9 protein-coding genes are annotated in these 14,069 nt (G+C 43.0%); all 9 read left to right on the plus strand.

The genetic code is table 11. The features are described 5' to 3' along the window. Nucleotides 1-1,052: 1,052 nt before the first annotated feature. The 9 genes from Q5076_RS09360 (at nucleotide 1,053) to Q5076_RS09400 (ending at nucleotide 13,293) form a co-directional block, all read left to right on the plus strand. Nucleotides 1,053-1,643, plus strand: coding sequence for a hypothetical protein (locus tag Q5076_RS09360; RefSeq protein ID WP_303012686.1), 591 nt, complete (start codon nucleotides 1,053-1,055; stop codon nucleotides 1,641-1,643). Nucleotides 1,644-1,654: 11 nt separating this feature from the next. Continuing rightward, nucleotides 1,655-2,497 (plus strand): DUF2764 domain-containing protein, encoded by an 843-nt coding sequence (locus tag Q5076_RS09365; RefSeq protein ID WP_303012687.1) that lies wholly within the window; start codon nucleotides 1,655-1,657, stop codon nucleotides 2,495-2,497. A 16-nt stretch (nucleotides 2,498-2,513) separates the two neighbouring features. Continuing rightward, a complete protein-coding gene (locus Q5076_RS09370) occupies nucleotides 2,514-4,283 on the plus strand; it encodes a V-type ATP synthase subunit A (protein ID WP_303012688.1) in 1,770 nt (589 codons plus the stop codon). Nucleotides 4,284-4,306: 23 nt separating this feature from the next. Beyond that, nucleotides 4,307-5,629, plus strand: a complete 1,323-nt coding sequence (locus tag Q5076_RS09375; RefSeq protein ID WP_303012689.1) for a V-type ATP synthase subunit B — start codon at nucleotides 4,307-4,309, stop codon at nucleotides 5,627-5,629. Nucleotides 5,630-5,866: 237 nt separating this feature from the next. After that, nucleotides 5,867-6,472 carry a V-type ATP synthase subunit D gene (locus tag Q5076_RS09380; RefSeq protein WP_303012690.1) on the plus strand — a complete coding sequence of 202 codons (606 nt, stop codon included), beginning with the start codon at nucleotides 5,867-5,869 and terminating at the stop codon, nucleotides 6,470-6,472. Continuing rightward, on the plus strand, nucleotides 6,469-8,289 hold the full coding sequence (locus Q5076_RS09385; RefSeq protein WP_303012692.1) for a V-type ATP synthase subunit I: 1,821 nt from the start codon (nucleotides 6,469-6,471) through the stop codon (nucleotides 8,287-8,289). Before Q5076_RS09380 ends, Q5076_RS09385 begins: the two co-directional genes overlap by 4 nt. Nucleotides 8,290-8,365: 76 nt before the next feature. Then, a complete protein-coding gene (locus Q5076_RS09390; protein ID WP_167965939.1) occupies nucleotides 8,366-8,827 on the plus strand; it encodes a V-type ATP synthase subunit K in 462 nt (153 codons plus the stop codon). Nucleotides 8,828-9,033: 206 nt separating this feature from the next. Beyond that, the gene (locus Q5076_RS09395) at nucleotides 9,034-10,695 is read left to right on the plus strand and encodes a glycogen/starch synthase (RefSeq protein WP_303012694.1); all 1,662 of its coding nucleotides are present in this window, start codon (nucleotides 9,034-9,036) and stop codon (nucleotides 10,693-10,695) included. A 33-nt stretch (nucleotides 10,696-10,728) separates the two neighbouring features. Further along, a complete protein-coding gene (locus Q5076_RS09400) occupies nucleotides 10,729-13,293 on the plus strand; it encodes a glycosyltransferase family 1 protein (RefSeq protein ID WP_303012695.1) in 2,565 nt (854 codons plus the stop codon). Nucleotides 13,294-14,069 lie beyond the last annotated feature (776 nt).

Consider the following 14,069-nt stretch of genomic DNA (forward strand, 5'->3'; position numbering starts at 1 on the left):
AGTGGGAGAGTAGGTAGCTGCCGTTTTTTTAAATTCAGATGTTTATCGAGCCCTGCGGGATAAGATTCCGGAGGGCTCGATTTCTTTTTTGTGTGTATTTGTGTTTTTGTTTTTGTGTGTTTGCGGGATGGGGGCTCCGGGAAATGAATCTTTGGGTCCGATATGCAGGAAATGCTTTTCTGTTTGCATCCTTATTATTTTTCCCTTCCAGGGATTACAACCGAAGCAACCGAATCTTTCTTTTACCGGAAAATAATAAAAAAAACGCCGGCCAATTCATGCTCGAAGCATTGTGAATTGGCCGGCGTTTTTGTATGGTTAGGCATTCCCTCCCCTTCCCCTCCCGGAAACAAGGTCTGACAGCCCGGACAATCGTTCTTCAAACATCCCTCTAAATGTGCAGCGATACGGTATGCGATAAGATATGCATGTAACCTTTTTTAAAGCTATGGCTGGGATACGAAGAAATCCAGTTGGGATTCAGTCTGTGTTGGACTTTTTACAGAGTTAGATATTTGTACTTTAACGGATTGTGTTGTATATCACTTTTATGCGTATTGTTTTTCTGTGTGTTTTGCTTTTGTATGCATTGCTTTTTGTATTGTTCCGAATAAAACATCTCTCTAAATGTGTAGCGATACGGTATGCAATAAATGCGTATATATATAAATAGAATCTGGTTCTTAGAGTCAGATATGCAAGAAAGTCTTTTCTGTTTATTGCTACTTTTTTTGAATACTGTCTTAAAGTTTGTCCCGTTTTTGGGTTTTCATGACTATTTGCGCTTTTCCGGGAAATTTCTCAATATGTTTGTTTTGTTTTTTATCTGGAGAAAAGCCTGTAGCTTTTGTGGGGGGAAGTGTCAGAATGTTATTTTGTAGTATTATTGTGATAAAACCGGTATAAAAATGATATAAAAACGTGATTTTATAAGAAGGGAATCGTTTTCTTTTCGTCTTTCTCTTTTTTATCAAATTGATTTTTGTAAATTTGGCAAAAATCCAACTTGGATACACATTATAATAGTAATAATACTAAATACTCCTGTTAATATGGAAAACAAGATTCAAGAGTTAACCGATAAGATTTATCGTGAAGGCGTGGAAAAAGGAAATGAAGAAGCGCAAAGACTTATCGCAAACGCTCAGGAGGAGGCAAAAAAAATTATTGAGGATGCCCGTAAAGAAGCTGACTCAATCATTGCGGCCTCTCGTAAATCTGCTGATGAACTGGCAGAGAATACAAAATCAGAGTTAAAATTATTTTCCGGTCAGGCTGTCAATGCACTCAAGTCTGAGATTGCCACTATGATGACTGATAAGTTGGTAACCGCTTCCGTGAAGGAGTTTGTTCAGGATAAGGATTATCTGAATGCATTTATTGTTGCTTTGGCTTCGAAATGGAGTGTGGACGAGCCTGTCGTTATTTCAACGGCTGATGCGGAATCACTTAAAAAATATTTTGCAGCTCATGCAAAGGCTTTATTGGACAATGGCGTGACTATTCAACAGGTAAACGGTATCAAGACTTTGTTTACGGTTTCTCCGGCGGACGGTTCGTATAAAGTGAATTTCGGGGAGGAAGAATTCATGAATTATTTCAAAGCATTTTTGCGGCCTCAATTGGTAGAAATGCTATTTTAAAAGAAGCGACTATGAGTAGTAAATACTATTACTTGGTAGCCGGTTTACCGGAACTCACCCTGGAGGACAGTAAGCTGAGCTATACGGTGGCTGATTTTAAAACTGAGGTTTACGGCGGATTGTCTGCTTCGGACCGAAGGTTGATTGATTTGTTCTATCTGAAGTTTGACAATGCTAACGTGTTGAGACTCCTTAAGGATAAGGAGGCGGAAACTGATGGAAGGGGGAATTATTCGGCTGCGGAACTCGTTGAATACATTGCTGTTTTGAAAGAGGGCGGGGAAATCAGCCCTAAGGAGTTTCCTTCCTATTTATCCGTTTTTATTTCCGATTACCTGAATACTCCGGCTGAGAGTATGATATTGCAGGAGGATTATTTGGCGGCTTTATATTATGAGTATGCCATGAAATGTGGAAATAAGTTCATTGCTTCCTGGTTTGAATTCAATTTGAACGTTAATAATATCCTGGTTGCATTTACGGCTCGTAAATATAAATGGGATATCGCATCTCATATTGTAGGAGATACGGAAGTGTGTGAGGCATTACGTACGTCCGGCGCCCGTGATTTTGGATTGTCCGGCGAGGTTGATTTCTTCGAATCGCTGGTGAAGATTAATGAGATTACGGAATTGGTGGAGCGTGAGAAGAAATTGGATGCTTTACGGTGGAATTGGATGGAAGAGGCTATTTTCTTCGATTATTTCACCATTGAACGTATTTTTGCCTTCTTGTTGAAGTTAGAAATGATTGAACGTTGGATTTTATTGGATAAGGAAAGAGGAAATCAATTGTTCCGAAGCATTATTGATTCGCTGAAGAATGAAGTGCAGATTCCCGCAGAATTCAGATAATAAATAAAAAAGATATATGGCAACAAAAGGAACTGTTAGTGGCGTTATTGCCAACATGGTGACCCTCGTCGTTGACGGACCGGTGGCTCAAAATGAGATTTGTTATATCTCTACCGGCGGTGACAGGTTAATGGCTGAGGTGATTAAGGTGGTAGGTTCGCATGTGTATGTTCAGGTGTTTGAGAGTACCCGCGGACTGAAAGTGGGAGCGGAAGCCGAATTTACCGGACACATGCTTGAAGTGACATTGGGACCGGGTATGTTATCGAAAAATTATGACGGTCTGCAAAATGACCTCGATAAGATGGATGGGGTTTTCCTGAAAAGAGGACAATATACATATCCTTTGGATAAGGAGCGTGTATGGCATTTTGTCCCGTTGGTGAATGTGGGTGACAAGGTGAAAGCTTCTGCATGGCTGGGACAGGTGGACGAAAATTTCCAGCCGTTGAAGATGATGGCTCCGTTTACATTGCAGGGGAATGCTACCGTAAAGCTTATTATGCCGGAGGGCGATTATAAGATAGAAGATACGATTGCTGTCTTGACGGATGAGGAAGGGAATGATATTCCGGTAACGATGATTCAGAGGTGGCCGGTGAAACGCGCCATGACAAATTATAAAGAGAAACCGCGTCCTTTCAAGTTGCTGGAGACGGGTGTACGTGTGATTGATACGCTGAATCCTATTGTGGAAGGAGGTACGGGCTTTATTCCCGGACCGTTCGGTACGGGAAAGACGGTGCTTCAGCATGCCATTTCCAAACAGGCGGAAGCGGATATTGTTATTATTGCGGCTTGCGGTGAACGTGCAAATGAGGTTGTGGAAATCTTTACCGAGTTTCCCGAACTGGTAGACCCGCATACGGGACGTAAGTTGATGGAACGTACGATTATTATTGCCAATACTTCTAATATGCCGGTGGCTGCCCGTGAAGCATCCGTATATACGGCGATGACATTGGCGGAGTATTACCGTTCAATGGGATTGAAGGTTTTGCTAATGGCGGACTCGACTTCCCGTTGGGCTCAGGCATTGCGTGAAATGTCCAACCGTATGGAGGAATTGCCCGGACCTGATGCTTTTCCTATGGATATTTCGGCTATTATCTCTAACTTTTACGGCCGTGCGGGTTATGTAAAGCTTGATAATGGTGAAACGGGGTCAATTACTTTTATCGGTACGGTATCGCCTGCCGGCGGTAATCTGAAGGAGCCGGTGACGGAAAATACAAAGAAGGTGGCCCGTTGCTTTTATGCTTTGGAACAGGACCGCGCCGATAAGAAACGTTATCCGGCCGTGAATCCTATCGACTCTTATTCTAAATATATAGAGTATCCGGAATTTGAGGAGTATATCAAGGAGCATATTAACGGTGAATGGATTGGTAAGGTGAATGAGCTGAAGACCCGTCTTCAACGTGGCAAGGAGATTGCCGAACAGATTAACATTCTGGGAGATGACGGTGTGCCTGTGGAGTATCATGTTATTTTCTGGAAATCGGAACTGATAGACTTTGTTATCCTTCAGCAGGATGCTTTCGATGAGGTGGATTCGGTGACTCCGATGGAACGGCAGGAGGCTATTTTGAACATGGTAATCGATATTTGCCATACGGAATTTGAATTTGACAGCTTCAATGAGGTTATGGATTATTTTAAGAGGATGATTAACATCTGCAAGCAGATGAATTACTCTAAGTTCAAATCCGAACAATACGAAGGGTTCCGGCAGCAATTGAAGGAACTGATTGCTGAGAGAAGTATTATAGATAATAAATTGTAAATAGCTAAATTGTAAATATATAGATGGCAACAAAAGCTTTTCAAAAGATATATACCAAGATTACTCAGATTACCAAGGCTACTTGTTCGCTGAAAGCGACAGGAGTAGGGTATGACGAGCTTGCCACTGTGGACGGTAAACTGGCACAGGTGGTTAAGATTGCCGGTGACGATGTCACTTTGCAGGTATTTGAAGGTACGGAGGGTATTCCGACCAATGCCGAAGTAGTATTCCTCGGCAAATCGCCTACATTGAAAGTGAGTGAGCAGCTGGCCGGACGTTTCTTCAACGCTTTCGGTGATCCGATTGATGGAGGTCCGGACATTGAAGGACAGGAAGTGGAAATTGGCGGTCCGTCTGTGAACCCGGTTCGACGTAAACAGCCGTCGGAACTGATTGCAACGGGTATTGCCGGTATCGACTTGAACAATACACTGGTATCGGGTCAGAAGATTCCGTTCTTTGCCGACCCCGACCAGCCTTTTAATCAGGTAATGGCAAATGTAGCCTTACGTGCTGAAACGGATAAGATTATCCTCGGAGGTATGGGTATGACGAATGACGACTACCTGTACTTTAAGAATGTGTTCTCTAATGCAGGTGCGCTGGACCGTATCGTGAGTTTCATGAATACGACCGAAAATCCTCCGGTAGAACGTTTGTTGATTCCGGACATGGCATTGACTGCTGCAGAGTATTTTGCAGTAAATAATAATGAGAAAGTGCTGGTGCTATTGACGGATATGACGAGCTATGCGGATGCGTTGGCAATTGTATCTAACCGTATGGACCAGATTCCTTCGAAAGACTCTATGCCGGGATCGCTTTACTCGGATTTGGCAAAGATTTACGAAAAGGCGGTGCAGTTCCCTTCCGGTGGTTCAATCACTATTATTGCGGTGACTACTTTGTCTGGTGGAGATATTACGCATGCTGTACCTGATAATACGGGTTACATCACTGAAGGTCAGTTGTTCCTGCGTCGTGATAGTGATATCGGTAAGGTAATTGTTGACCCGTTCCGTTCATTGTCTCGTTTGAAACAGCTGGTAACCGGTAAGAAGACACGTAAGGACCATCCGCAAGTGATGAATGCCGCTGTACGTCTGTATGCCGATGCCGCTAACGCTAAGACGAAGATGGAGAATGGTTTTGACCTGACAAATTATGACGAACGTACGTTGGCTTTTGCGAAGGATTATTCCAATCAGTTGTTAGCTATTGATGTCAATCTTGATACTACTGAGATGCTGGACGTTGCCTGGGGTTTGTTCGGTAAATATTTCCGTCCGGAGGAGGTGAATATCAAGAAGGAACTTGTTGACCAATATTGGCCGGCAAATTAATAATCAAGATTAAAGGCTGCGCTTTGAGAACAGATAATGCGGTTGGTACAAGGGTTGTGGGGTTTGGAATACGGATTGGGAAAGTTTCCGATATCGTCGGAAACAGAGGTGAAGAATGTAAGGTTCTGGGTAAGTTGCTTGGGCCAATCGTAAAGAATGGAATTTGAAAATGCGCGGATTTGATTTTATTGATATAACCGAGATATGATTTTTAATTTATAATTTTAATTGAACATCGTGGCTATAAAGTTTCAATATAACAAAACCTCTCTTCAGCAGCTCGAAAAGCAACTGAAAGTGCGGGTGCGTACGCTTCCTATCATTAAGAATAAGGAAAGCGCTCTCCGCATGGAAGTGAAACGCTGTAAAACGGAAGCGGCTGATTTGGAGGATAGGCTTGAACGGCAGATTCAAGCTTATGAAGCCATGTTTGCCCTTTGGAATGAGTTTGACGCTTCATTGATAAAGGTGAATGATGTTCATCTTGGCGTGAGAAAGATTGCAGGTGTGCGCGTTCCGTTACTTGAGAATGTAGAATTCGAGATACGTCCGTACAGTATGTTTAATGCTCCCAAGTGGTATGCTGACGGTATCCATCTGTTGGAAGAGCTGGCGCATACGGCAATTGAACGTGAATTTATGCTTGCCAAGCTGAACTTGTTGGAACATGCGAGGAAGAAGACCACTCAAAAGGTGAATCTTTTTGAGAAGGTGCAGATACCGGGCTATCAGGATGCTTTGCGAAAGATAAAACGATTCATGGAGGATGAAGAGAATTTATCGAAGTCTTCGCAGAAAATCATGAAGTCTCATCAAGAAAAAAGGAAGGAGGTAGAGGCATGATTACGAAAATGAAGAAACTTACGTTCCTGGTTTATCATAAGGAGTATGAAGGATTCCTGAACAGTCTGCGTGAACTTGGGGTGGTCCACATTGTGGAAAGACAACAGGGTGCGGTCGATGATACGGAATTGCAGGAAAATATCCGGCTTTCCGCCCGTTTGGCATCTACTTTGAAATTACTTCAGAATCAGAAACATGAAAAGGATGTGACGATTGTCAAAGAAGGAGGAACGGCGGCACGCGGATTGCAAGTGTTGGAAGAAGTGGATGTCTTACAGGTAGAACATGGAAGGTTGTCCCAACAGTTGCAAAGCTATGCCAAGGAAAAGGAGGCTTTGCAGGTATGGGGGAATTTTGAACCTGCCGATATCCGGAAGTTGAGAGATGCCGGTTATATAATCGGTTTTTACAGTTGTTCGGAAGGTAATTATAAGGAGGAATGGGAAACGGAATACGATGCGATGATTGTGAACCGCATTTCTTCTAAAGTATTTTTTGTGACTGTGACGAAGGAGGACCGGGAGGTCGATTTGGATGTGGAGCAGGCAAAACTTCCGGTTTATTCTTTGGCGCATCTTGAAACATTGCATGATGCGGCGAAGCAGGCTCTTGAAGAAAATGAGAAGAGGCTTGTGTCGCTTTCTGAAACGGAGATTCCTTCCTTGAAGGCTGCTTTGAAAGAACTTCAAAGCAAGATTGAGTTTTCGAAAGTGGTATTAAGCACGGAACATACTGCCGGCGATAAGTTGATGTTGATTGAGGGATGGGCTCCTGCTTCCAGTGAATTGGAGATAGAGGCTTACCTGAATGACTCACATGTATATTATGAGATTGCAGACCCGGTTCCGGGGGATAATGTTCCTATTCAATTGAATAACAAGGGATTCTTTGCCTGGTTTGAGCCTATCTGTAAGTTGTATATGCTTCCGAAGTATAATGAGTTGGACTTGACGCCTTTCTTTGCTCCGTTCTTCATGATTTTCTTCGGGCTTTGCCTGGGAGATTCGGGCTACGGGTTATTCCTTTTTCTTGGGGCTACGGCCTACCGTCTGATTGCAAAGAAGGTGACTGCTTCGATGAAATCGATTTTGTCTTTGATACAGGTATTAGCCGCTTCGACGTTTTTCTGCGGGTTGCTGACCGGGACTTTCTTTGGTGCAAATATCTATGATTTGGATTGGCCTGTCGTTCAGCGCCTGAAACATGCGGTTCTGATGGATAACAATGACATGTTCCGGCTGTCATTGATTTTGGGAGCTGTCCAGATTTTATTCGGTATGGTATTGAAGGCTGTCAATCAGACGATTCAGTTCGGCTTCAAATATGCTATTGCGACAATCGGATGGATTGTCCTGTTGGTTTCTATGGCTGTTTCGGCTTTATTGCCGGAGGTGATGCCTATGGGTGGGACGGTACATCTGGTAATTCTGGCTGTTTCCGGCATTATGATTTTCCTTTTCAACAGTCCGGGAAAAAATGTTTTCCTGAATATCGGGCTGGGGTTATGGGATTCTTATAATATGGCTACCGGTTTGCTGGGTGATGTGTTGTCATACGTCCGCTTGTTTGCTCTCGGCCTTTCAGGCGGGATTCTTGCGGGAGTGTTCAACAGTCTGGCAGTAGGCATGAGCCCGGATAATGTAATTGCGGGACCTGTTGTGATGGTGCTGATTTTTGTAATCGGCCATGCTATCAATATCTTTATGAATGTATTGGGGGCGATGGTTCATCCTATGCGTCTGACTTTTGTTGAGTTCTTTAAGAATTCCGGTTATGAAGGAGGGGGCAAGGAGTACAGGCCGTTTAAAAAAGCGTAATTGCCGGCTGGGTAACCGGCAATGAAAAGAATTGTGAATAAGATTACGAATTAAATAATAAAAAATAGATAAGATTATGGAAATGAATTTGTTTATTGCCTACATTGGCATCGCGGTTATGGTTGGTTTGTCAGGCATTGGTAGTGCTTACGGAGTGACTATTGCAGGTAACGCCGCTATCGGCGCATTGAAGAAGAATGACGGTGCATTCGGTAACTTTCTGGTATTGACGGCGCTTCCCGGTACGCAAGGGCTTTACGGTTTTGCGGGTTACTTTATGTTCCAGACGATTTTCGGTATTTTGACTCCGGAAATTACGGCTATTCAGGCATCGGCCGTTCTTGGTGCAGGTATTGCTTTGGGATTGGTCGCATTGTTTTCAGCTATTCGTCAGGGACAGGTTTGTGCGAATGGTATCGCTGCTATCGGTCAGGGACATAATGTATTTAGCAATACGCTGATTCTTGCCGTATTCCCCGAACTTTACGCCATCGTGGCATTGGCTGCCACTTTCTTGATTGGCAGTGCGCTTGCTTAATTTTTTTTGAAGGAAAAATTTTCTATAAAAAACTGTCAAATCCCCCTGTGGATGCTGCTTTGCATTCATAGGGGGATGCTCTTTTTCCGCGGTTGTCCAACGTTTCTTTCTTCTTATTAACTCATATTTTTCGCATAAAGTATTATTTTTCAAAGAATAATGTGTACTTTTGCACTCGCATACTAAAAAGAGTTTTAATATATTATATGGTAAAAGATTTATTAACCCCCGATTATATCTTCGAGTCCAGCTGGGAAGTATGTAATAAAGTGGGAGGGATATACACCGTCTTGTCGACACGGGCAAATACATTGCAGGAAAAGTTCCGCGACAGAATTTTCTTCATAGGTCCTGATGTATGGCAAGGAAAAGAAAACCCTCTATTCATCGAGTCGGATAACCTATGTGCTGCCTGGAAAGAGCATGCGCTTGAGAAAGACGAACTTTCTGTCCGTGTGGGACGATGGAATATCCCCGGTGAACCCATAGTCATTCTTGTTGATTTCCAACCTTTTTTTGAAAAGAAAGACGATATATACACAGAAATGTGGAATCGTTATCAAGTAGATTCGTTGCACGCCTATGGCGATTACGACGAGGCTTCTATGTTTTCCTATGCCGCAGGAAGAGTGGTGGAGAGTTTCTATCGCTACAATCTGACGGAAACGGATAAGGTGGTATATCAGGCACATGAATGGATGACTGGAATGGGAGCACTTTATGTACAGGAAACTGTGCCGGAGGTTGCTACTATTTTTACGACCCATGCTACGTCTATCGGTCGTTCCATTGCCGGCAATAATAAGCCGTTGTATGACTATCTGTTTGCTTATAATGGCGACCAGATGGCGCAGGAACTGAACATGCAATCGAAACACTCGATTGAGAAACAGACTGCACATTATGTAGACTGTTTTACTACGGTGAGTGAAATAACCAATAATGAATGCAAGGAATTACTGGATAAACCGGCAGATGTTGTTTTGATGAACGGTTTTGAAGATGATTTTGTGCCGAAAGGAAGCACGTTTACCGGCAAGCGTAAGCGCGCACGTACCTTGATGCTTAGTGTTGCCAATAAATTATTGGGAACAAATCTGGGTGATGATACGTTAATTGTCGGAACCAGTGGGCGATATGAGTTTAAGAATAAAGGTATTGATGTTTTTTTGGAATCATTAAACCGCTTGAACAGGGATAAGAAACTGCATAAGAATGTGTTGGCATTCATCAATGTACCCGGTTGGGTGGGAGAGCCTCGCGAGGATTTGCAGGCACGTTTGAAGAGCAAAGATAAGTTCGACACTCCCCTCGAAGTACCGTTTATCACTCATTGGCTGCATAATATGACTCATGACCAGGTGTTGGACATGTTGAAATATCTGGGAATGGGCAATCGTCCGGAAGATAAGGTAAAGGTGATTTTTGTTCCTTGTTATCTGGATGGTCGTGATGGTATCATGAATAAAGAATATTATGATATATTGCTGGGGCAGGATTTGAGTGTCTATGCTTCTTATTACGAACCGTGGGGATATACTCCGTTGGAGAGTGTGGCATTCCGCGTACCGACAATCACTACCGACTTGGCAGGATTCGGGCTTTGGGTAAACAGCCTGAAAAACCAGCATGGCATTAATGACGGGGTGGAGGTTTTACATCGTTCCGACTATAATTATTCAGAAGTGGCGGATGGTATCAAAGATACGATTACGCTGTTTGCGGATAAGACGGAGCAGGAGGTGAAAGAAATCCGCAAACGGGCTGCCGAAGTGGCGGAACAGGCTTTATGGAAACATTTCATACAATATTACTATGAAGCCTATGATATCGCTTTGCGTAATGCAGGAAAACGTCAGTTGAGTTAAAAATTTATTCATCAATAAGTAAATAAGAACATTATGAAAATTAAAGTTAGTAATGTGAATACTCCCAACTGGAAAGAGGTGAACGTGAAATCACGTATACCGGTAGAGTTGGAGAAGTTGTCTGAAATTGCACGTAACATTTGGTGGGCATGGAACTTTGAAGCAACAGAGCTGTTTAGAGATTTGGAACCGGAACTCTGGAAGGAATGCGGGCAGAATCCTGTACTGTTGCTGGAGCGCATGAGCTACGAAAAGTTAGAGGCTTTGGCAAAAGACAAGGTGATTCTGAGAAGAATGAATGATGTTTATACAAAATTCAGAGATTATATGGATGTGAAACCGGACGACAAACGTCCGTCAGTGGCCTATTTCAGTATGGAGTATGGTTTGAGTAGCGTCCTGAAAATATATTCCGGCGGTTTGGGTGTGTTGGCCGGTGACTATTTGAAAGAGGCTTCTGATAGCAATGTCGACCTTTGCGCGGTCGGTTTCTTGTACCGTTACGGTTATTTTACACAGACATTGTCTATGGACGGCCAGCAGATTGCCAATTACGAGGCGCAGAATTTCGGCCAGCTTCCTCTCGACCGTGTGCTTGACGCAAACGGTAAACCATTGATAGTGGATGTTCCTTATCTGGATTATTATGTACATGCAAATGTATGGCGTGTCAACGTAGGACGTGTTTCCCTGTATTTGCTTGATACTGATAATGAGATGAACAGTGAATTCGACCGTCCTATTACCCACCAACTTTACGGCGGTGACTGGGAAAACCGTTTGAAGCAGGAAATTTTGTTGGGCATAGGCGGTATCCTGACATTGAAAGCGTTGGGTATCAAGAAAGATATTTACCACTGCAACGAAGGACATGCCGCATTAATCAATGTTCAGCGTATCTGTGATTATGTAGCTACAGGTTTGACATACGACCAGGCTATCGAGCTGGTTCGTGCCTCTTCTCTTTATACGGTTCATACTCCGGTTCCTGCCGGCCATGACTATTTTGACGAAGGTTTGTTTGGCAAATATATGGGCGGTTACCCGGCTAAGATGGGTATCACTTGGGATGACCTGATGGACCTCGGACGTAATAATCCGGGTGATAAGGGGGAACGTTTCTGTATGTCTGTTTTTGCTTGCAACACTTCACAGGAAGTAAACGGTGTAAGCTGGTTGCACGGAAAAGTTTCTCAGGAAATGTTCTCTACTATCTGGAAAGGTTATTTCCCCGAAGAAATGCATGTGGGTTATGTAACTAACGGTGTGCATTTCCCCACTTGGAGTGCAACGGAATGGAAACAACTGTACTTTAAATACTTCAACGAGAATTTCTGGTATGACCAGTCCAATCCCAAGATTTGGGAGGCAATCTATAATGTGCCCGATGAAGAGATTTGGAAGACTCGCATGACGATGAAAAACAAGCTTGTCGATTATATCCGCAAGTCATTCCGTGATACTTGGTTGAAGAATCAGGGAGATCCTTCACGTATCGTTTCGCTGATGGATAAGATTAATCCGAATGCATTGTTGATAGGTTTCGGTCGCCGTTTTGCCACTTACAAACGTGCCCATTTGCTGTTTACCGATTTGGAACGTCTTTCTAAGATTGTCAATAACCCGGATTATCCGGTGCAGTTCTTGTTCACAGGCAAGGCTCACCCGCATGATGGTGCAGGGCAGGGGTTGATTAAACGCATTATCGAAGTTTCTCGCCGTCCGGAATTCTTGGGTAAGATTATCTTCCTTGAGAACTACGATATGCAGTTGGCACGTCGTCTGGTTTCTGGCGTTGATATTTGGTTGAATACTCCGACCCGTCCGTTGGAAGCTTCCGGTACGTCCGGTGAAAAAGCACTGATGAATGGTGTTGTCAACTTCTCGGTGTTAGACGGATGGTGGCTGGAAGGTTACCGTGAAGGTGCAGGTTGGGCGTTGACGGAAAAACGTACTTACCAAAACCAGGAACATCAGGACCAATTGGATGCCGCTACTATTTATAGTATCCTTGAAACTGAAATCCTGCCGTTGTATTATGCCCGTAACAAGAAGGGATATTCTGAAGGATGGATTAAGGTAATAAAGAATTCTATTGCCCAGATTGCTCCTCACTATACGATGAAGCGTCAGTTGGATGACTACTATAATAAGTTCTATATCAAGCAGGCGAAACGTTTCCATGCTTTGGCGGCTAACGATAATGCGAAAGCCAAGGAAATTGCAGCTTGGAAGGAAGAAGTCGTTTCCAAGTGGGATTCTATTGAAATCGTGTCTTGCGACAAGGTTGAAGAATTGCAGAAAGGTGATATCGAAAGCGGAAAAGAATATACCATCACTTATGTAATTGATGAAAAAGGTTTGAATGACGCTGTAGGACTCGAACTGGTAACTACTTATACGACGGTCGACGGTAAACAGCATATTTATTCGGTAGAACCGTTTAATGTGATTAAGAGAGAAGGCGATTTATATACGTTCCAGGTTAAGCATAGCTTGTCGAATGCGGGTAGCTTTAAGGTTTCTTACCGTATGTTCCCGAAAAATCCGGAACTTCCGCATCGTCAGGATTTCTGTTATGTGCGTTGGTTCGTCTAAGTAATTAAAGGTGGGGGAGTATTTCTTCCTTACTTTTGCTATATCGAAAGGGGCTGTCCGGAAATGAACTGCTTCCCAAAAAGTTAGACATAGAACTTTTGGGAAGCAATTCAAAAATCGGACAGCCCTTTGCTGTTACTAACAGCTTAAAATGTGAGGGTGAAATAATACTTATTCTCTGACGGGAGAAATAATAACTGCACGTTCATTGATGATATTCCTTTATCGGTTTATAGAATGTAACTTTAAATGAGGGGAGTGTGTCGAAACTAAGATGAACACTCGGAACAGTTACAGATTCTAACTGATAAATATAAAAATAGCCGTATCATTACTCAGACGGTCTTTTTATTTCCGATGAAGAATGCCAAGTTTCCGATGGAGAGTATCGAGTTTCTGATGAAGAGTGTCGAGTTTCCGATGGAGAGTGTCGAGTTTCTGATGAAAAGTGCCAGGTTTCCGATAAAAAGTTCATTTCCTCTAAAATTGAATTTTGACATCCCCGTTTTTTATCTTCACCATGTGTCTTTTGTTTTGAATTACTTCCGGTAGGATTGTCAAACCGTATTTGAAGGAGGAAATTGTTTAAAGATACAAAAGAGGATATGTCAAAACTAAAATGAGTACACGGGGAAATTACAGATTGTGACATACAAACATTAAAAGGGACCGCATCAGGTTTATTTTTGAGTAATGATGCAGCTCTTTTTTTTTATTGCTATTATGACCCTGTCCGGAATGCCAAGAACAGCGGGTTTCTTCCTGAAGAGCGTGAG

The organism is uncultured Bacteroides sp. (assembly GCF_958445495.1).
Lineage (GTDB): Bacteria > Bacteroidota > Bacteroidia > Bacteroidales > Bacteroidaceae > Bacteroides.